Here is a 21,013-nt window from a genome sequence, read left to right as displayed (position 1 = left end):
AAAAAACAACGGAATAGCCAATGACTGGCGTAATTGCGAAAACTGTCCACACAGCAACTCCCTACAGGAAAGCAGCAGAGGCATTTATTCGGGACCTCGACACCGGATATAAGCTTCACTCGTTCTGGTGGCAGCCACACTGTGATGATATGCCCACACTGTGGATCGAGAAACATGCCTTGATCCCTCTTTTACTCTTTCTCAAGCGGGATATCACCCAGCCATTTGAAATGCTGTATGACCTGAGTGCTATCGACGAACGGCTGCGGGTCAACCGTGGGGAGGGAACCGAAAAACAGCCTTCCAGCGATTTCACCCTGGTATATCAACTACTTTCATTTACCCGCAATTTATTTATTCGTATCAAGGTGGCTCTTCCCGAGAGTGATCTGAGCGCACCGACTATTACTGCCGTTTGGGAGAATGCCAACTGGTATGAACGGGAAGTGTGGGATCTATTCGGTATCGACTTTCCCGGTCATCCCCATTTACAGAGAATCATGATGCCCCTGACCTGGAAGGGGCATCCACTGCGCAAGGATCATCACGCCCGAGCTACCGAAGTCGACCCATTTAGTCTGTCAGAAGAGAAGGAACGCAAAGAACAAGACGCCCTGCTGTTCCGGCCGGAAGACTGGGGCATGGCCAGGAGTAATGAAGACTCAGAGTTTATGTTCCTCAACCTGGGCCCGAATCACCCCAGTGTACACGGGGTATTCCGTGTAGCCCTTCAGCTGGATGGTGAACAGATTATCGATGCAGTGCCAGATATCGGTTACCACCATCGCGGTGCGGAGAAGATGGCCGAGCGCCAGGCTTGGCATACCTATGTGCCCTACACTGACCGTATCGATTACCTCGGCGGTGTCATGAACAACCTGCCCTATGTGATGGCACTGGAGCAACTCGCCGGCATTAAGGTCCCTGAACGCGCACAGATGATACGGGTGATGATGTGCGAGTTCTTCCGCATATCCAGTCATCTGGTATTTTTTGGCACCTTTGCCCAGGACGTGGGACAGATGTCTCCCGTGTTCTATATGTTTATCGATAGGGAAAAACTGTTTGGAATAGTTGAGGCCATTACCGGCGGCAGGATGCACCCGGCATGGTTCCGTATCGGCGGTGTAGTGCAGGACTTACCCCAGGGTTGGGACAAGATGGTGCGGGATTTTCTCGACTATATGCCCGCACGATTAGCCGATTACGACGGCATGGTGATTAAAAATAAACTCCTGCAACGCCGCACCCGCGGCATTGGTGTCTACGATACGGCGGAGGCGTTTGAGTGGGGGGTTACCGGGCCAGGCCTTCGCGCCACGGGCCTGGATTGGGATCTGCGCAAGAAACGCCCTTACAGCGGCTATGATCAGTTCGAGTTCGAGATTCCCAGCTACGATGGTGGGGACTGTTTCGACCGCTGCCGGGTCCGGGTGGACGAGATATGGCAGAGCCTGCGGATTATCCGCCAGTGCCTGGAAAATATGCCTGCAGGCCCTTATAAGTCGGACCACCCTTTGACTACCCCTCCACGAAAAGGCCGCACCATGGAGGATATCGAGACTTTAATTCAGCACTTTGTGAATAACAGCTGGGGACCGGTAATGCCAGCCGGCGAAGTGTGTTATCCCATTGAGGCCACTAAAGGAATCAACAGCTACCAAATCATTAGTGATGGGGGGACCACCTCATACAGGACCCGAATTCGCACCCCTTCATTCCCACACCTGCAAATGATTCCGTTAATGTCCAACGGACTGTTGATTGCTGACCTTATTGCCATTATTGCCAGCATCGACTTCGTCATGGCGGATGTGGACAGATAACAATAAAAAACTACGGCACGCACAGGGCCGTATAGCAGCGGAGTAGAAAAGTGCACGGAAATACACCCAGCGTTTCAGCCATCGCACACACAGATGGCAGCAGCGCCTCAACGAAACCTCCGCAAGTTCTATCTCGGGGGCGACTATGTCCAGCTTACTAGAACCGGAATTGATTGAAGTAATGGAGCAAGGCAATAGCAATTCAGCAGACAACCTGGCGACCTTAACAGTACAAGAAAAAGAGGAAATTGATCAGGAAGCCACCCTCTACCACGAAAAAACTTCAGTGGGGCTCGAGGCGTTGCGGATTGTACAGAAACATCGCGGCTGGATTTCCGATGAGAGCCTCCAGGCAATTTCCAATTATCTGGATATTCCCGTTGCAGAACTTGAGAGTGTCGCCACCTACTTCCAGTTGATTTTCCGCCAACCAGTAGGCAAGGAAGTGATCTACCTGTGCAAAAGCTCCAGCTGCTGGATTATGGGTTGCGATAATTTGCAGAAAAAAATATCTGAGCGCTTAAATATCCAGCCTGGAGAGACCTCCGAAGATGGGATTTTTACCCTGCTGGAAACACCCTGCCTGGGAGATTGTGACAAAGCCCCAGTCCTTATGCTTGGCGAGGAAATGCACCGCCATTTGGATGAGAAAGGTATTGATGAATTAATCGATAAGAAGAAAAAATACCATGCTGACAAATCCACTGACTAAAAATATTTCCAGTGAAAATATTGCCGCCACTATAGAGCAATATGTGGAAAACGACGGCTACCAGGGCTGGCGCAAAGCCATCACCATGGTACCGGACGATATTATCAACGAAGTAAAAGATGCAGGCCTGCGTGGACGCGGTGGAGCGGGGTTTAACACTGGGCTGAAGTGGAGTTTTGTACCTAGGGGTGAAGATTCGCCCAAACAAAAGTACGTTGTCTGTAACGCCGATGAAATGGAACCCGGCGCCTTCAAAGACCGATTGCTAATGGAGCGAGACCCTCACCTCCTTCTAGAGGGAATGGCTATAGCCGCCTATGCCATTGGCGCCTCTCACGCCTATATTTTTATTCGTGGTGAATACCACCTGGCTGCAAAGCGGCTCGAACAGGCAATCGATGAAGCCAAGCAGCAGGGCATGATTGGAGAAAATATTTTCGACAGTGGCTTTAATCTGGAGATCTGTCTGCACCGCAGCGCCGGTAACTATATCTGTGGTGAAGAAACCGCACTGCTAAACGCCCTTGAAGGCAAGCGGGCCATTCCCCGTGCCAAGCCCCCCTTTCCACAGGTCAGCGGGCTTTGGGGCAAACCCACCGTCGTTAACAATGTAGAGACCTTGTGCAACCTTCCCCATTTAATTAGCCACGGCGTGGAGTGGTACAAAAACCTTAGCCGGGGTGACGATGCGGGAAGCAAAATATTTGGTGTTAGCGGCAAGGTTAATAATCCAGGGGCTTGGGAACTCCCAATGGGGACGCCCATTCGCGAAATTATTGAACAACATGCCGGTGGCATGAAAGATGGCCTGCAACTGAAGGGCATTCTTCCCGGTGGAGGATCGACCGACTTCCTCGGCCCGGACCACCTCGATCTTCCCATGGATTACGACGTTATCGGCAAGGCCGGCAGCCGTATGGGGACCGGCACGATCACTGTGCTCGACGATAAAACCTGCCCCGTTGGCTTGGTACTGAACTTGACCCAGTTCTTTGCGCGGGAATCCTGTGGCTGGTGCACCCCCTGCCGGGACGGCTTGCCCTGGGCGGTCAAAATTCTGGAGAGAATAGAGTCTGGCCAGGGGACTAAAGAAGACTTGGAACTCCTCAGGGAACAGTGCGAGCGTATTGGCCCCGGCAATACCTTTTGCGCCCTGGCTCCCGGCGCTGCAGAGCCTATACAAAGTGCGTTAAAACTCTTTGAACAGGATTTTATCGACCATATTGAAGGCGGTTGTTGCCCCTATAAATAAATTAGCGCGACTAACTTAGTACAACAACCCTGCCCCTGAAAGCATTAATAAAAAGAAAATGGATTTCAAATGCCAACCATCACAATAGACGGTAATAAATACCAGGTTGATGGAGATCAAAACCTGCTCACTGCCTGCCTGTCCCTGGGTTTGAATGTCCCCTATTTTTGCTGGCACCCCGCCATGGGTTCTGTTGGCGCCTGCCGCCAATGTGCGGTTATCGAGCATAAGGACAGCGAAGATCAACGGGGCCGGTTGATTATGAGCTGTATGACGCCGATAAAAGACGGCGGTATTTACAGTGTCAGTTTGGAAGCCGCGAAAGATTTTCGCGGTTCTGTGATAGAAGACTTGATGACCAACCACCCTCACGATTGCCCGGTTTGTGAGGAGGGCGGCGAGTGCCACTTACAGGATATGACTGAAATGTCCGGTCATACCATGCGCCGCTATCAGGGTACCAAGCGCACCCACCGAAACCAGTATCTCGGCCCCTTTATCAATCACGAAATGAATCGCTGTATTACCTGCTATCGATGTGTCAGGTTCTATCACGACTATGCCGGCGGCGAGGATTTGCAAGCACTGGGTCGCAATCACCAGGTCTTTTTTGGCCGCAATACCGAGGGCATGCTGGAAAATGGTTTTAGTGGGAACCTTGTCGAAGTGTGCCCCACCGGAGTATTTACCGATAAGACCTTCAGCCAGCACTTTGTCCGAAAATGGGATTTGCAAACAGCTGCCTCAGTCTGTGAACACTGTGCCGTGGGTTGCAACACCGCGCCTGGAGCGAGGGAATCCGGCAACAACCAAGACCCGATGTTGCGCCGTGTGGTCAACTTATATCACCACGATATCAACGGCTATTTTCTCTGCGATCGGGGGCGCTTTGGATACGAATATGTCAACAGTAAGAGCCGGATAACCCAAGTACTTTCTGCGCGCAAAGATGATGTGATTAGCTCTACAGCAGAAACTGATGAACGTTTGCACAAAGAGGTTTCTCCCAAGGACGCGGTGTTCTCACTTTCAGAAAAACTCGCATCTGCGCAAAGAGGTGAGCATCACTTAATAGGCATAGGTTCACCCAGGGCATCATTGGAAAATAACTTCGCCCTATTAAAGTTTGTAGGGCGGGATAACTTCTTCTCTGGCCTCAACCAGCGGGATATGCAGCTACTACACCTTGTCGATAGAATTCAGAGCGATGCCAATATCCACAGCCCGACCATCCCTGAGATAGAAAATTCAGATGTTGTATTGATACTCGGAGAAGATATCTACAACACAGCCCCCAGGGTTGCCCTGGCAGTTCGCCAAGCAGCACGGAGCCGCCAAAAAGAACAAGCTGAATCATTAAGAATACCCTTGTGGCAGGATGCTTCTGTTCGACAATTGGAGGGTGAACCCAGCCCGATTATTTTTATCGGCACCGAACTCAATCAGATTTCAGATATTACCTGTAAAGCGATCTATACCCTGCCGGAACAGGCTGCCCAAATCGGCCAAGCAATTGCCAATAATATTCTGGAGGTAAAAAGCAACAAAACTTCACTGAGTGCAGAGAATCTGGAGGAAGCTGAAAGAATCTCAGCAATATTAACTGCGGCCAAGAACCCAGTGATTATCTCTGGAACCAGTAGCAAGAATATCCACCTTACCCACAGCGCAGCCAAAATCGCCTGTGCTCTGGCGGAAAAAAATGGCAAACCCACTTCTCTATACTTGTGTTGTGAAGAGGCTAATAGCTTAGGAGTTATTCAGCTGTTTGAGCCCGAAACCGGTTCCCTTGAGCATCTGATCACTGAACTCAAGAATGACAAAACCAATATCGATAAAACCCTAGTGATTCTGGAGAATGACCTCTCCCTAAGAATCGTGAGTGAAGAGTTAAATAGTCTGTTTGCCAGCGTCGACCATATCATTCTGCTGGACACCCTGCTCAATGAAACCGCCAAACATGCCGACTTAATCTTTCCTGTATCCGCAACGGCCGAATCCCAAGGGACATTTGTTAACAATACTGGTTTGGCACAGAGATTTTATGCGGTCTATGAAGGCACTGGGTTCATCCAGGAGAGCTGGCGCTGGTTGGTGGATGCCGCTGGTTTTTGCACAGAACACTCCGAGAATATCGATACTATTATCAATTGGAATCACTGCCCGGATATCACCGATTCCCTGGCAGAAAGTGTTTCTTCACTCAAGGTCATCAAAGATTTAGGGCCGGATGAAAATTTCCGGATTGAAGGGCTAAAGGTTGCTCGACAGACCGCTCGCTACAGTGGGCGCACGGCTATTCACGCAGAGGAACATGTCTCAGAGGAGCCCCCACACCAAGACCCCGATGCTCCTATGAGCTTTAGCATGGAAGGTGTGCACAATCCAAACCGATCACCGCTGCAAGCCAATATCTGGTCTCCCGGATGGAACTCCAACCAATCAATTTTCAAGTTTCAGCAGGAAGTGGGTGGCGAACGCCGTGGTGGTGCCTCGGGTAAATACATCCAGAGACAAGAGCAAGTACTTTCGGATTGGTCCTTGCCCACAGCCTCCGATGGCGATACAGATAGCGATAACCACAGTCTAGCGACACTGCCGATTTACCGAATGTTTGGTTCGGAAGAGCTCAGCAACCGCGCAATGGCCATCGCTACAGTGATCGATAAGCCATTCTTTACTTTAAATCGCGGTGATGCCGAAAGTGCCAACCTCAACCAGGGAGACACAGTGGCGTTAGACACCAATAACGGGGTTTTCCGGGGCAGTGTGGTTATCTCCGATAGCCAACCTTCGGGCAGCCTGGGTGTGCCTTATGGTCTTCCAGGGCTTGAAACTCTTGCCCCTGTATTACCGGGAGGCGCCAATCTGTTGCCAGTGGAAGAAAGCTCCGCAATCGGGCAAGAGGACTAATTATGAGCACAAATATCTGGATCATATTGCTCAATATTTTCGGCGTATTGATAGTTACCGTGCTGCTAGCAGCCATTTTAACTTGGGGCGAGCGCCGCCTATTGGGCTTTTGGCAAGATCGCCCGGGCCCTAACCGGGTAGGGAAATTTGGCACCCTGCAAGTTATTGCAGATATGATCAAGTTGTTCTTTAAGGAAGACTTCACTCCGAAATTTGCAGATATTCCCGTATTTGTACTGGCACCCACTGTAGTTATGGCAACCATGTTGATTGCCTTTGCTGTAGTGCCCATATCGCCCAATATTGGGGTCACCGACCTGAATATCGGTTTACTGTTTGTGCTGGCTATGAGTTCTATTGCGGTCTATAGCGTAATTCTCGGGGGATATGCATCAAATAATAAATATGCTCTGCTCGGTGGGCTAAGGGCTGCCGCTCAAACCGTGTCCTATGAAGTATTTATGGGTTTGAGCCTGATGGGCGTTGTTATGCTCTCAGGCAGTTTCAATCTGCGCGAGATTGTTAATGCCCAGGCAGATGGTTGGTTTATCATCCCACAATTCCTGGGTTTTATCGTTTTCTTTATTGCCGGTATTGCCGAGAGCCGCAGAACACCCTTTGACCTGCCGGAAGCTGAACATGAGCTGACTGCTGGATTCCATACCGAATATTCCGGTATGAAATTCGGTATGTTCTTTGTGGGTGAATATCTGGCAGTAATCCTAATTTCAGCACTAATAACCACCCTGTTTCTCGGTGGATGGCACGGCCCCCTACTACCGCCCTTTATTTGGTTTTGCCTAAAAACTGCCATTCTGGTTGGTGTGTTTATTCTTTTAAGGGCGGCGATTCCACGCCCCCGCTACGACCAATTAATGAAATTCGGCTGGAAGGTCATGCTACCTCTGGCCCTGATCAATCTACTGGCTACCGCAGCGGTACTTTTGTGGACTGCCTAGAAAATTAAAATAAGCGTGCGAGGCCAAAGAAATGATTTCAAGCCAAATTCGCAGCATGTGGTTGGTATTTAAACACCTGTTCCGGAAGAACGTTACCGTACAATATCCCGACCAAAAGCCCTACTTGGCACCCAGATATCGCGGCAGGATCATACTCACCCGAGATCCCAACGGTGACGAGCGCTGCGTTGCCTGTAATCTCTGCGCCGTTGCCTGCCCTCCTGATTGTATTTCACTGCAAAAAACAGAAGATCCAGACGGCCGCTGGCGCCCCGAATATTTTCGTATCAATTTTTCCCGCTGCATTATGTGTGGGCTTTGTGAAGATGCCTGCCCAACCTATGCCATTCAGCTAACACCTGACTTTGAGATGTGTGAGTACGACCGGCAAAACATGGTGTACGAAAAGGAAGATCTTCTAATCAGTGGCCCCGGTAAGTATCACGACTACAGCTTTTATCAAATTGCAGGAAAGGCCATCTCAGGAAAGGACAAGGGCGAAGCTCAAAATGAGGCCGAGCCCATTAATGTAAAAAGCCTAAATCTCTGATTTCAATAAGGCTAATAACTAAAAAGAGGTTTTCCCAGTGAATTACATTTTCTACTTAACCGCTGCGGTTGCCATTGTCTCAACCGCCATGGTTATCTTTCACAAGAACGCGGTCCACGCGCTACTTTATCTTGTCACTTCACTTTTATCGGTTGCCGTTATTTTCTACCAGTTTGGCGCCCCCCTGGCGGCAGCTTTGGAAGTTATTATTTATGCCGGCGCCATCATGGTATTGATTATTTTTGTCATCATGATGCTCAATCAGGGAGACGCTTCAGTTGCACAGGAGCAAGCCTGGTTACAACCCCACACCTGGATTGGCCCAGCCCTTCTATCAGCCATTTTGTTAATCCAGCTACTTCTGCTGGTTAGTAGCGGGCAAATTCCTTCAGAGCAAACCTATCACTATATCGGGCCCAAACAGGTCGGTATTGCACTTTTTAGCCATTACGTTCTCGCTGTCGAACTGGCTTCAATGCTGCTTTTAGCGGGGCTTGTTGGAGCTTTTCACCTCGCCCGACACAGAAGAACAGTTAAACCGGAGTGAAGCTATGCCTATCGAATCTGCACCTGGTTTGGAGGCTGGCGTGCTGTTGGCCTCCATTCTATTTTGCTTGGGGTTAGCCGGATTACTCATCCGAAGAAATATTATTTTTATGCTGATGAGTATTGAAATTTGCACCAATGCCGCAGCATTAATGTTTGTTGTCGCCGGCGCACACTGGGGCAATGCTGATGGGCAGGTGATGTTTGTTTTTGTTGTCACCCTGGCCGCTGCCGAAGTAGCCATTGCACTGGCCCTAGTCTTGCAATTTTATTATCGCAAACACACGGTCGATATTGACCAGCTCAATGGATTGAGGGGTTAATATGAACGGATCACTTGCCTGGATACCATTGCTTCCCTTTCTTGGTTTCCTAACCCTCATCAGCATTCCACTCTTTACACAAAAGGAGCCCTCACAAAAGTTAGTGAGTCTGATTGGGGTGGGCAGTGTGGGAATCGCAGCGATTCTGGTTTTTAACCTCGCACTCTCCACCTTTCTGGGCAACCCGGAATCGGTCGTTACGCTGTCAGTTTGGCAGTGGATACGAGTATCTGACCTCCAACTCGGCTTCACCTTTCATGTGGACTGGCTAACCCTGGTAATGCTGATGATCATTACCGGAGTGGGCTTCCTTATTCACTTATACTCAGCCGGATATATGCGTGAAGATCCGGATTTCCGCCGCTACTTTTCCTACCTGAATCTATTTGTCTCTGCCATGTTAATTCTTGTAATGGCGGACAACCTGGTACTTCTCTATCTGGGATGGGAAGGCGTTGGTCTTTGTTCCTACTTGCTCATTGGCTTTTGGTATAAGGACCCTGCAAACGGCGCGGCCGCGCAGAAAGCATTTATCGTCACCCGGGTCGGCGATACCGCCATGGCGATCGGCTTGTTCCTGCTGTTCTTTGAGTTCTCAACACTAAATATACCGGAGCTCATCACAGCGGCAGGGAATCCCGAGGTCAATACTCAAATTGTCACTATCGCTATGCTGCTGTTACTGGGTGGCGCTGTGGGTAAGTCAGCACAGATTCCACTCCAGACCTGGCTCCCCGATGCGATGGCAGGCCCCACTCCCGTCAGCGCCCTTATCCACGCTGCCACCATGGTGACGGCCGGGGTCTACTTGATCGCCCGCATGCACCCGCTTTATCAGCTGTCTGGAACCGCCATGACAGCTGTAGCCATTGTCGGCGCTTTGACTCTATTAATCTCCGGATTCAGTGCTATCGCACAAAGTGATATCAAACGGGTCCTGGCCTATTCAACCATCTCCCAGATTGGATATATGTTCCTGGCCCTGGGTGTCGGTGCCTGGTCAGGAGCCATCTTCCATTTGATGACCCACGCCTTCTTCAAGGCTCTGCTCTTCCTCTCCGCAGGGTCAGTAATCCTGAGCGTACATCACGAGCAGAATATCTTTGCCATGGGCGGCCTCTATCGCAAAATCCCCTTTACCTTTATCTGCTTTACTATCGGTTGCGCCTGCCTGGCAGCGCTCCCATTTACGTCCGGTTTCTACAGCAAAGATCATATTTTGCTCAGCGCTTATGAATATCATCAAGGAGTAAACCTGCTTTGGCTTGCCGGTCTATTAGGTGCGCTGGTCACAGGGATTTATAGCTTCCGGGTTCTGTTTCTTGCATTTCTGGGCAGTGAGGGCAGCGCTTCCTCACACTGTAAAGACGCCAATAACACGGTGATGATGCTTCCCTTGGGCCTCCTCGCTGTACTTGCCCTATTTGGTGGAATTCTCGCTCCACCTCTCCAGGGAGTCTTTGGCACCCCAACCGACGAACACCACTCCTGGGTCATTGAAGCTATTGCCATTGCCATGCCACTGATCGGCCTGTTTATCGCCTGGAAAATGTTCCTATTCGAGAAGAAGGTTGGGGAGCAGCGCTCTCCACTAATGCAGTTTTGGTTTAAGGGATGGGGTTTTGACTGGGTCTATGACCGGGTCTTTGTAAGACCTTTTAAATTTATCACCGCCCTTAACCACAAAGATATTATCGACAGCATCTACAAGGGTACCGCTTCGCTGAGTGCACATCTAAATAACGCCCTCAGCTCTTCACAAAATGGCCAAATACGTTGGTACCTGGCCACCTTTGTAGCCGGATCAATTTTATTCCTAGCCCTGTTGGTGGCTCTATGACATTACTGGCAATAATTATAATTTTATTTGTTGGGGGAATATTAGCCTGGCTGGCAGAGAGACATCTCTATGAGGGTGGACGCTTAATCAGCCTAGTTTCCCTGATTATCGCATCCCTACTCTTGATAAGCTATTTCCCCCAGGCAGAGTCCACAGCTGTTACAGGTGACAGTCAATGGTGGGATAGCCTTTTGATATCCTGGATACCCAGGTTTGGGATCAGCTTCCATCTGGCGATTGATGGACTCAGCTTTCTTATGCTGCTACTGACAATGGGGATGGGGATCTTTGGGTTAGTAATGACCTGGAATGATGTCACCTTCCGGCGCGGCTTCTTTTATTTTAACTACCTGTGGACACTGGCCGGTATTGTCGGTGTGTTTACAGCTATCGACCTGTTTTTATTCTTTTTCTTCTGGGAAGTCATGCTGATTCCCATGCTGCTGTTGATTGCAGTTTGGGGCTATGAGGGCAGAGTCTACGCTGCGATAAAGTTCTTTATTTTCACCCAGGCAAGCAGTTTGTTAATGCTGATTGCCATCGTTGCCTTGGCATTTATCCACTATCGGAATAGCGGACAACTGACCTTTAACTATATGGATTTGTTGGGTGCTCAACTGTCTGCAACAGCAGCTTATTGGTTAATGCTCGGTTTTTTTATTGCCTTTATCGTCAAGTTGCCAGCGCTGCCCTTCCATACCTGGTTACCTGACGCCCATACCCAGGCCCCTACTGCCGGCAGTATTCTGCTGGCAGCGATTCTATTGAAAACAGGAGCCTATGGTTTATTACGCTTTACACTGCCCTTATTCCCGGAGAGTTCACAAGCTTTTGCACCGGTTGCAATGACCATTGGAGCCATCAGTGTGGTCTACGGCGCATCGCTGGCATTCGCTCAGAAGGATATGAAAAGACTTGTGGCCTATTCCAGTGTGAGCCATATGGGATTTGTTCTATTGGGGCTCTACGCGCTGAATACTATCGCCCTGCAGGGCGCAGTGATGCAAATGATCGCCCACGGCTTGAGTACTGCTGCTCTCTTCGCATTAGTAGGCGCACTACAGCATCGTCTCCATACTCGGGATATGAGCCAGCTCGGTGGTGTCTGGCCTCTTCTGCCAAAGCTATCCGCCGTTGCACTCTTCTTTGCCATCGCCTCTCTGGGACTGCCTGGACTGGGTAATTTTGTTGCCGAATTCCTGGTGCTTGTTGGTAGCTTTAAAGCTAATCACTGGTTAACGGTTATTGCAGCAATTGGGCTAATTGGAGCAGCACTCTATGCACTATTAATGATGCAGCGTGTCTTCTTTGGCAAGTTTAATGACAAATTGAAACCCGCTACAGAGGGAAAAACTGTCAGTGATCTAAGCCTCAGGGAGATCTCTGCGCTTCTTTCACTGGCGGTGCTTCTCGTGATCTTCGGGCTCCGCCCCCAGCCTATCTTTGATATCGCCGAGCCTACGATTGCTAAATCAATGCAAAAATTTCAGGCCCCTGAAAATGAAGAAGTCGTTATAGAAAAGACAGGGCCGGAAACTTCAGCAAGCTTATCCTCTCCTACTGCTAAAAGCGCTAATACAGGTACATCTCTATGAGTGCCCAAGAACTATTTTCTATCCTACCGCTTTTACTGATTAGTGCCGGTATTGTAATTTTGCTGCTCCAAGTATCCTTCTGGAGAAATCATGCGGGCGCTCTGGTTACAACTCTTATCACTTTGGTAGCCGCTATCATTGCCTGTTTCTGGGTTGGAGCCACCCTATCGGGCAATAACGGGTCCATTCAAGTGACTGCCCTACTCTCGATTGACTACAACTCATTGTTCTTCTGTCTGCTGATATTAGTTACCGCCATAGCCGTCAGCGTTATGGGATACAACTACTTAAAACTTCGGTGTGACCTGAATAGAAACCCGGATAGCTATCCAGAAGAGTTTTATATACTACTTTTACTTGCCATTTTGGGAGCAAGCACCCTGGTATTTGCCAGCCACTTTGCCACCTTTTTCCTCGGTATAGAGTTAATTAGCCTCGCACTTTATCCACTGTTGGGATTTGCGGTTACTGGCAATTTATCCTCAAGTAAAGATCAAGTAAATTCCCTGGAATCTGCCTTTAAATACTTAATCCTTTCAGCACTTTCTACCGCTCTCGGGCTATTCGGTATCGCATTAATTTATGCGGCGTCTGGGGCACTGGACTTTGGCAGTATCGCTACACGTATACAGGATCTTTCACAGACTTCTGCTCTTTTTGCAACCGGCGCCACTCTGCTGATCATTTCTGTTGCTTTCAAGTTATCACTGGTTCCATTTCATATCTGGACACCCGATGTATTCCAGGGCGCACCTACGCCTACGACGGCGTTGATCGCCACAGTGGGAAAAACAGCCGTAATTGCCTTTCTGTTGCGATTCTTTAATACCTTAAATCTCTACCAGAGCCCTATTCTTATTGACTTGCTGTCAATCGCAGCCATAGCCAGCATGCTGATCGGAAATTTATTGGCCCTGATGCAAAACAATATCAAAAGGCTGCTGGCCTACTCCTCAATCGGCCATATCGGCTACTTAATTGTGGCGTTTATCATCGGCAATAGCGCGTTTGGTACAGAGGCGGTTATTTATTACATGGTCGCCTATGTCATTACTACACTAGGAGCCTTTGCAATCGTTGGCCTGATAGCCGATTCAGTGGAGGCCGCACAACTAACCTATGGAACAAATGTCAGCAACGTGACCAACGGTGCAGATGATCCTTATCACAGGGACTTTTACCGGGGATTACTCTGGCGTAGTCCATGGCTGGCGAGCTGTCTTGCTCTAATGCTGTTATCTCTGGCTGGAATTCCCTTAACTATTGGGTTTATTGGGAAGTTTTACGTCTTTACCGCAGGTGTTGAAGGAAAAATGTGGGCTCTTCTCGCTGGTGTGGTTATTGGTAGTGCATTGGGCCTCTTCTATTACCTTCGTCTTCTACTTACGATGGTACAAAGAGATGCCATTGACACTAGCAGTAACAGCGAAACGTTACAAATTACCACTTCAGGGCAGTTTTTAATCGCAACTCTCGCTGCCGTACTGGTTTTTTTCGGAATATTTCCACAGGTCCTTATTAACTGGATAAATGCTATATAAAGTAGAGAGCGAGTGCTGATGTAAAAATATTTTAAAGCCCAGGCAATAGCCTGGTCATCAGAGGGTACTTACTATGAAGACTTTCAAACAAGCATTTGAAGTCATCAAGGATGCTGAGAGATTTCATCTGGAAATGGCAGCTGTTTACGAGACCTTACTGGACAAATCAGAAGACTACCGAACCCAATTGCTATTAAAACACATGCTTGAACATGAGCAGAGAATGGCGAAAAACCTGCAGAACTACAATGATGTAGCGCAAAATAAGGTGATGAAGACATGGCTGCAATACACCCATGAAGAAAGTGCCAATGACTTTATTCGCCGCCTCAATCTGAGTGATCCACCGACAATTCGTGAAATTAATAATATGGGACGAGAGGTAGATCGCTATTTCTCAGAACTCTATCAGGCGGTGTATGGTGCAATTGAGTCGATGGAGGTGAAAGAGGTGTTTGAAGACCTAAAACAAATACAAGATAAGGAAAGAATTACCTTATCTATGGCCACAAATTCACTGTGGGATATGTAAAAATCCCGCTACTTACAGCGGGATCTAATCGTCACATAATTCTGCAGTCGGCTAACCCGGTATTAAGAAACACCAGGTTAGCCAGCTACATAGCAACTAGAACTACTTAGAACTCATACTGCGCTCTTACGTAGTACAGAGCTCCATTGAATCCCATAGGTGCCGTTTCCGGATATTCCGCTCCAGCAACACCGGACCAGGGGTTTTTATCCGGGTAGTTGTTGAATACGTTTTCCGCACCTGCGATCAAGGTCATGGAATCATTGAAGTCATACGCAGCCTCAATATCTACTGTAAATTCATCACCAGCGTCGATGGGCAGACTATAGTCATCCAAATGTGCTTCCCAGTAGCTACCGTAGTAGTTGAGTCGCACTAGGCCTCGCCAATTATCTCCTGTGTGATTAAAAGTGGCATTACCACGAACATTTGGCAATCCGTCTTCCAGCTGCCTAAGACGCATATCACTTATAGTCTCTTCCCTGAAATCAGTTACTTCAGTATCAGTCCAATTCCAAGCGAAACTAAGGTCCGTAGCATCGCCTACTGGATAGGTTGCTACTACGTCAACACCACGGGTTTTAGTGTCAAAATCATTAGTATAGAAACGGAAGAAGGTTAAAGAGTCAGCGCCGCTGATACCATCAGCCACTAACTGAGCGCGTTCATCATCGGTCAGCAATTGATCCGCCGACTGAGTAATCCTGTCATCCACAGAAATCTGGAAATAGTCAACTGTAATTTCCCAATCACCTGCTGAGAATATCGCCCCCAATGTAAAGCTATCAGATTCTTCTGGCTGTAACTGCGTTCCGCCTCTTAACTGAGCAATTGGGTTTGTTGGTGGGATAGTGCCCTTGTTCTCTAACTGGCCATTAGTAAAAGCTGTTGTTACATTGCTGATATTAGATTGTGCTGGAGTTGGTGCACGGAAGCCCGTACTCCATGTAGAGCGCAAGGCAATAGTATCATTGATTGTGTAATGACCTGACAGTTTATAGTTAAAAGTATCGCCAAAATCAGAAAAATCTTCCCAACGCAAAGCTGCGCCTAATCGAAGATCATCATTTACTTCGAGCTCAAAGTCAGAGTAAATCGCTATATTGTCGCGGTCGAAAGTGCCTACAGTTTCTGGGCCAAAACCAGAAAACCCATTAGACCCAATCAAGAAACCCTGTTCTGCCAAATCGCCAATTTGCCAGGATGCGGTATCACCCTGTTTTACTTCAAATTCTTCTTCTCGCCATTCAAAGCCCGTCGCCATAAATAGCGGCAAGCCAGCAACTTCTGTGCTCTTTGTTAAATCAATATTAAAATTAGTTTCAGTTTGAGCATAACCACCAGGGCTGAACTCAGTCGGAGTATCTGGGCCCAAAGTAGCGTTTACCGTATTATAAATATTGAAATCTACTTCGTTATGGCCTCTACTGGCACTAACATCGTAGCCAATCCCATTGGCAAATTCTCCCCGTATGCCGAAGACCACAGAATAATCCTCTAGATCTCCACCAAATCTTGGCGTAAATCCTCCAGGGAACATTTCTGTATAAGAAAAACACTCATCGAGATCATGAGCTTCCGACACACTCACGTTCTGGCAATCATCAATACCGTTACTGGGATCTAAGTCACCAATTAGAGGGTGGATGAATACTTCGTCGTCATCTATAACGCCATTCCCGTTTACGTCTGTCTTTTCCTCATATGTAAAAACCCCAGATCGGTTCTCGGGATTTCGGAAATAGAACCCTCCATCAGTAGAACGACTCGCGTAGTTACCAAAGGCATACAGCTCAGCGGTATCATTTAGCTCTATGGCGCTGTTAACAAAGAACTTAGTGTCGTCATTAACTTCTGGCTGGCCCCAGATCTGTGCAGGATTAGCTACATAGGTATTGCCATCGGCGATCAACTGAGCAGCATCATCTCTCTGGACACTTCGACTGGTAGAATCCTGCTCACGGTACTCAAGGCTAACATTCACAAAGCCGGCGTCTGTCAATGGCAAGCCAAAGTTAGCTGCAACGGTGCTTTGATCACCATCACCCTCAGCAGTGGTTGCATGCTTGACTTCAACACTTCCGCCCTCAGCTGCACCCTTTAACTGAAAGTTGATAACGCCGGCAATCGCATCGGAGCCATATTGGGCTGCGGCACCATCACGCAGGACCTCAACCTGTTTCAGAGCAATCGCCGGAATTGCAGAGATATCTGGCCCCTGGGCACCATCTGAAACACCACTTCCGAGGAAGGAAATGACGGCAGCGCGATGGCGACGCTTACCATTTACCAGAACCAGTGTGCTATCGGGTGGCAGTCCACGCAGGTTTGCAGGGCGAACGATTGAGGCAGCATCAGAAATTGGCTTTGCATTAACGTTGTAGGATGGAACAACGTTTCTAAGCAGGTTACTGAGATCTCCATCACCCTGGTTTACAAATTCTTCTCCGGTCACGATATCGATGGGAGCGGAGGAATCTGTAGCGGAACGCCCTTCAACACGGGTACCGATTGTTATCACTTCCTCAAGGAGTGCATCTTCAGCAAAAGTGGGACTGCTTAATGCAGCAATCGAAGCTGCCAGCAGAGAGGGAGCGCCACAGGCCGTAAGCCAGCGCTTCTTTTTTTCATTCATAGGAGAAATACCCTGTTTTAGTTATCTCTTATTTTCTTCCGAGCCAAATCAACCAGCTTTCACTTAAACCAATTTGTGCGTTACAGCAAAAATAAATTGGCTAATTAAGGTAGTGCTCCAGGAGATCAATAAAAATTTTTTACGCACTTGAAAGCTCGCTTATGCAGAGGGCGGTTACCACCAATACATTCACTGCAAGAAGTGTGACAACCAGAGAAAATGCCAGAAAAACTACAATTTGCAAGAGCAAAAAAGGCAATTTAAAAATTAAGAACGACTAAAAATGTAGATACTGACAAAACTGCCAAAAATAAAATAAATCTAATTAGATGATTAAATTAAATTTAATTACAAGAGGAAGCAAAATAGAGCGCACATACACAAGCAGGGTATATCCCAAATAATAACTTCTACAGAGGACAAATAAAACTTATTTGATGATTTGAGGTAAAAAAATAACCTTGGCCTACCGTAATAAACATGATAAATATCATTTCACAAACAAATACCGTGAAGATATTTTATCTTGTCAGCTCTAACTCACAGACAAACATCCACAGAAAACCCACTTAACAAAAGAGGTTAATACTAAAAAACTAACGAATATGGGACAAGCAAACCTAACAAGAGTAGATTTGTGTTATAAAAAAACCACCCACTGATACGCTTCGAAGCTAGTAGAGTGGCTTTAATAAACGTCACAGTGAACTATCAGTCTAACTTTTGGTTGACAAAGATATCTCTAAGTAAACCTAGCAACACTATTCAACAATCAAGTGCGAACTTTATTGCGGCTTGAGCGTGAATCTCTGTGGAGTTCATCAGGTGAGTAGAGGTATCCTCTTGCGAAAGCAACATGCAAATCTCTGTACACCCTAGGATCACACCTTCGGCACCTCGATTGGATAGCAAATCCACAATACGAATAAATTCCATTTTTGAACTGTTAAGGACTCTTCCCTTACAGAGCTCTTCGTAAATAACCCTGTGGACTATCTCTCTATCGCTGGGCTCCGGAATCAAAACCTCAATCCCATACTTTTCCTGCATATAGCCACGATAGAAATCTTGCTCCATAGTAAAAGCTGTCGCCAACAAGCCGACGGTCTTTATCCCTCTGTTCTTAAGTGCTTCAGCTGTAGCATCACCAATATGTAAAAAAGGTACATCAATAGTCTCGATAATATCTCCGGCTACTTTATGCATAGTATTAGTGCACAATAAAATGCCCTCAGCACCAGCTTTTTCCAGGCACATTGCCGCCTCAACCAATAGCTTACTCGCCTGAGCCCAATCACCCTCCATTTGTAACCGTGCAATTTTTTCAAAATCGATGCTGTAAAGTAGAATTTCAGCCGAGTGCAGCCCTCCTAACTTTTGAGCAATTCCTTCATTAATCAGGCGATAATAAATTGCTGTACTCTCCCAACTCATTCCACCCAAAAGGCCAATCTTCTTCATCTTTGAGCTCATCTAATATCCCTTAATACATGTTGCGAATACTAACATGAGAGAGTCGAAAGACTGATTGTAAATTGAGGGCATTCAGGAATAGCGACAACTTAATTAAAAGTACCAATTCATATAAAATCGGTATTCACTTATAAATTACATACGGACGTGATTTAATACTTTTCTTATTCTTAGTGAAAGATCAATAATCAGACACTTCTGTAGGATCAACCCGCATACAGGAAGCTATTAAGTTTCTCTTACTGAAGTTGTAACCGGACACGACACTCATCAAGTTTTCCCTTCCCAATAGCCGGTGGGTAATCTCACCAAGAGGCAATCCTTGCCGGTCCAATTCCCGTGCTTCAGTTGCAAGATTTAACAAATAATCATACTTGGCTTGTAAGCGGATTTTTCCTTTTTCTACAATCCCTCTATGAGGACAAAATATAATATCAAAATCATAGGTGAGCACTTTTTTGATACTGTGCATTAAAGTTGGAATACTTTCATCTTTACGCAATAGCTTTAACTTACTAGCTACATACAGATCAGCAGTGAATATCCACCCTCGATCCTGAACCAGATAACAGGTCATGTCTTTGGCATGCCCTGGTGCGGGGATAACAACTACCTTTTCGCCGGAGAACCTTAAATCTTCCGGTAGTGGCGCAGCTTCCGCACGCCCGGCCCTCCCCCAAATCAGCATCTGTATTGGCGGAATTCGAAAACCTCTCTTTAATATCTCTACTGTCGCCTTAGGGGCTCTTGGCTGTATACCAGTAAGCTTATAAATTGCGCCGGCGTTACCACTATGATCTTCGTGGTGATGGGTGAGGACTAATTGCCGAAAAGGTTTATTTTTTACAAACCACTTGACGTATTTCCACTGGTTACTGGGGCCGGCATCGATAATAGTGTCACCCAACCGATATACAATAAAGGTTGTATTGATACCAAAGTCGAAACGGCCGACCCTTTGCGCATCCAGATCTTGATAGTCAAAAGAATCAATAACCGACACTCCACTCTCCAGCGCAAGAGACAGACCTTTAAGGAATTATAGAAGTATATCTATAAGGGCTGTCCTCCCCGGCAATTGAGCAATTTTTACGCCAATCATCGCAGGCTCGGGAAAAGAGAGTTTGATATAAGCTTAAATACGACACAGTGACATTAATGGTGACGAGCTACTTTGTCATTTTTAAACGCAACTGCAAACCCAACTTGGATGTGGCTCCAGTAGTGACCCAGGCAACGCGCCCGTCAGTGTCGACAATCAGCAAGGTTGGCGTCACTTTAACGCCCCATTGGGCACTTAAAACACCATATGGATCATTTAGAGAAGGAAAAGCAAGTTCGTGATTCCGCATATATTCGGTAACCACCTCTTCTGTTCCAGACTGCATCGCAACACCAACAACCTGGTAATCCCGAGACAGGTCAGTCACAGCGGAGGAAACTATCCGGCAATAGGGACACCAGGTTGCCCAAAAATAAATTAATACTGGACCTTTAGGGTACATTTGCTTTAGGTCAATAAGATTTCCCTGCAGCGATTGCCCCTCTAACTGAGGGGCCTGGTTCTCAGGGATATCTCTTTGGTGGAAATAACCCACGGCAGTAACCATTAGTACCGCCAAGGTGATAAATATCAACGCCTGAATCAGGTAGCTATAACGAGCTTTTTCCACCCCAAATAAACTCCTTTAGTACTTCACACTACACCCATAAGCCCGCGACGAGGACTTGGCCACAGCCAGTCCCTTCAGTGAAGCATCCAGTGCAGCAGAAACATAATTGTGTGAACTGCCTATAACCGCAGGATTGGCTGAGTCATTATCATCAATGGCTCCAGCATATACGACTTCCCCCTGAGGATTAATGATAAACATATGTGGGGTAGTTTTAGCTCCATAAGCACGCCCCATAACTCCAGAGGTATCCAGCAAGAAGGGTACGCTTGCGCTGAGGTTATGACTCTGTGCAACTGCCATAGCCTGCTCTGGCTCCAAATAGCCCTGCTTTCCTTTAGCTGAAGAAATAACCGTGAGCCAATTTACTTTCTGTGCTGTATACCTTTTTTGAAGGGACTGCATATTACCACTGCCATAGTGTTTCCTGACATAGGGGCAATCTTTATTAAACCATTCAACAACCAACCATTGGCCTGTGTAATCGGAGAGATTGTGAGTTTTTCCAGCAGCATCCACTACTGAGAATTCTGGCGCTTTTTGTCCAGGAACGGCTGCTGCCAACACAACACTCGGCAACATCAGGGATAAAAGCAAAACTCCTCTAAGTATCGAATTATTCACGTTGAAAAATAATTTCATA

At 47.4% G+C, this 21,013-nt stretch carries 17 protein-coding genes; 12 read left to right on the top strand and 5 right to left on the bottom strand.

Annotated elements, in window-relative coordinates; all coding sequences use genetic code 11:
* Window positions 1-20: 20 nt before the first annotated feature.
* The 12 genes from nuoC to ACJJI4_RS01970 all read left to right on the top strand — a co-directional run bounded on the left by nuoC (window position 21) and on the right by ACJJI4_RS01970 (window position 14,589).
* Entirely contained in the window at window positions 21-1,826 is a 1,806-nt protein-coding gene (gene nuoC, locus ACJJI4_RS02025) for an NADH-quinone oxidoreductase subunit C/D (protein ID WP_444926877.1), read from the top strand.
* Between the two features lie 145 nt (window positions 1,827-1,971).
* Window positions 1,972-2,538, top strand: a complete 567-nt coding sequence (gene nuoE / locus ACJJI4_RS02020; RefSeq protein ID WP_444926876.1) for an NADH-quinone oxidoreductase subunit NuoE — start codon at window positions 1,972-1,974, stop codon at window positions 2,536-2,538.
* Entirely contained in the window at window positions 2,516-3,790 is a 1,275-nt protein-coding gene (nuoF, locus tag ACJJI4_RS02015) for an NADH-quinone oxidoreductase subunit NuoF (protein WP_444926875.1), read from the top strand. The genes nuoE and nuoF overlap by 23 nt, the downstream gene beginning before the upstream one ends.
* Window positions 3,791-3,859: 69 nt before the next feature.
* Window positions 3,860-6,703 carry an NADH-quinone oxidoreductase subunit NuoG gene (gene nuoG, locus ACJJI4_RS02010; RefSeq protein ID WP_444926874.1) on the top strand — a complete coding sequence of 948 codons (2,844 nt, stop codon included), beginning with the start codon at window positions 3,860-3,862 and terminating at the stop codon, window positions 6,701-6,703.
* Window positions 6,704-6,705: 2 nt separating this feature from the next.
* Window positions 6,706-7,662: an NADH-quinone oxidoreductase subunit NuoH gene (gene nuoH / locus ACJJI4_RS02005; RefSeq protein ID WP_282934030.1), complete on the top strand. Its 957-nt coding sequence runs from the start codon at window positions 6,706-6,708 to the stop codon at window positions 7,660-7,662.
* Between the two features lie 31 nt (window positions 7,663-7,693).
* The gene (gene nuoI, locus ACJJI4_RS02000; protein ID WP_444926873.1) at window positions 7,694-8,212 is read left to right on the top strand and encodes an NADH-quinone oxidoreductase subunit NuoI; all 519 of its coding nucleotides are present in this window, start codon (window positions 7,694-7,696) and stop codon (window positions 8,210-8,212) included.
* Between the two features lie 37 nt (window positions 8,213-8,249).
* The gene (nuoJ, locus tag ACJJI4_RS01995; RefSeq protein WP_413664586.1) at window positions 8,250-8,759 is read left to right on the top strand and encodes an NADH-quinone oxidoreductase subunit J; all 510 of its coding nucleotides are present in this window, start codon (window positions 8,250-8,252) and stop codon (window positions 8,757-8,759) included.
* A 4-nt stretch (window positions 8,760-8,763) separates the two neighbouring features.
* Window positions 8,764-9,081 carry an NADH-quinone oxidoreductase subunit NuoK gene (gene nuoK / locus ACJJI4_RS01990; protein ID WP_413664585.1) on the top strand — a complete coding sequence of 106 codons (318 nt, stop codon included), beginning with the start codon at window positions 8,764-8,766 and terminating at the stop codon, window positions 9,079-9,081.
* A 1-nt stretch (window position 9,082) separates the two neighbouring features.
* Entirely contained in the window at window positions 9,083-10,921 is a 1,839-nt protein-coding gene (gene nuoL, locus ACJJI4_RS01985) for an NADH-quinone oxidoreductase subunit L (RefSeq protein WP_444926872.1), read from the top strand.
* A complete protein-coding gene (gene nuoM / locus ACJJI4_RS01980) occupies window positions 10,918-12,516 on the top strand; it encodes an NADH-quinone oxidoreductase subunit M (protein ID WP_444906229.1) in 1,599 nt (532 codons plus the stop codon). The genes nuoL and nuoM overlap by 4 nt, the downstream gene beginning before the upstream one ends.
* On the top strand, window positions 12,513-14,057 hold the full coding sequence (locus tag ACJJI4_RS01975) for an NADH-quinone oxidoreductase subunit N (protein WP_444926871.1): 1,545 nt from the start codon (window positions 12,513-12,515) through the stop codon (window positions 14,055-14,057). Before nuoM ends, ACJJI4_RS01975 begins: the two co-directional genes overlap by 4 nt.
* Before the next feature lie 73 nt (window positions 14,058-14,130).
* On the top strand, window positions 14,131-14,589 hold the full coding sequence (locus tag ACJJI4_RS01970) for a hypothetical protein (RefSeq protein ID WP_282934036.1): 459 nt from the start codon (window positions 14,131-14,133) through the stop codon (window positions 14,587-14,589).
* 106 nt (window positions 14,590-14,695) lie between these two features.
* Here ACJJI4_RS01970 and ACJJI4_RS01965 read toward each other — a convergent pair whose 3' ends face one another.
* The 5 genes from ACJJI4_RS01965 to ACJJI4_RS01945 form a co-directional block, all read right to left on the bottom strand.
* Window positions 14,696-17,224 carry a TonB-dependent receptor plug domain-containing protein gene (locus ACJJI4_RS01965; RefSeq protein WP_444926870.1) on the bottom strand — a complete coding sequence of 843 codons (2,529 nt, stop codon included), beginning with the start codon at window positions 17,222-17,224 and terminating at the stop codon, window positions 14,696-14,698.
* A gap of 765 nt (window positions 17,225-17,989) precedes the next feature.
* Window positions 17,990-18,697, bottom strand: a complete 708-nt coding sequence (locus ACJJI4_RS01960) for an aspartate/glutamate racemase family protein (RefSeq protein WP_444926869.1) — start codon at window positions 18,695-18,697, stop codon at window positions 17,990-17,992.
* A gap of 181 nt (window positions 18,698-18,878) precedes the next feature.
* Window positions 18,879-19,700: an MBL fold metallo-hydrolase gene (locus tag ACJJI4_RS01955; protein WP_282934039.1), complete on the bottom strand. Its 822-nt coding sequence runs from the start codon at window positions 19,698-19,700 to the stop codon at window positions 18,879-18,881.
* 166 nt (window positions 19,701-19,866) lie between these two features.
* The gene (locus ACJJI4_RS01950; protein WP_444926868.1) at window positions 19,867-20,370 is read right to left on the bottom strand and encodes a protein disulfide oxidoreductase; all 504 of its coding nucleotides are present in this window, start codon (window positions 20,368-20,370) and stop codon (window positions 19,867-19,869) included.
* Between the two features lie 15 nt (window positions 20,371-20,385).
* Window positions 20,386-21,012 carry a thioredoxin family protein gene (locus tag ACJJI4_RS01945; RefSeq protein WP_444926867.1) on the bottom strand — a complete coding sequence of 209 codons (627 nt, stop codon included), beginning with the start codon at window positions 21,010-21,012 and terminating at the stop codon, window positions 20,386-20,388.
* Window position 21,013 lies beyond the last annotated feature (1 nt).

It is taken from the genome of Microbulbifer maximicatervae (SeqCode) (assembly GCF_052467305.1).
This window is presented reverse-complemented; position numbering and strand designations above follow the sequence as displayed.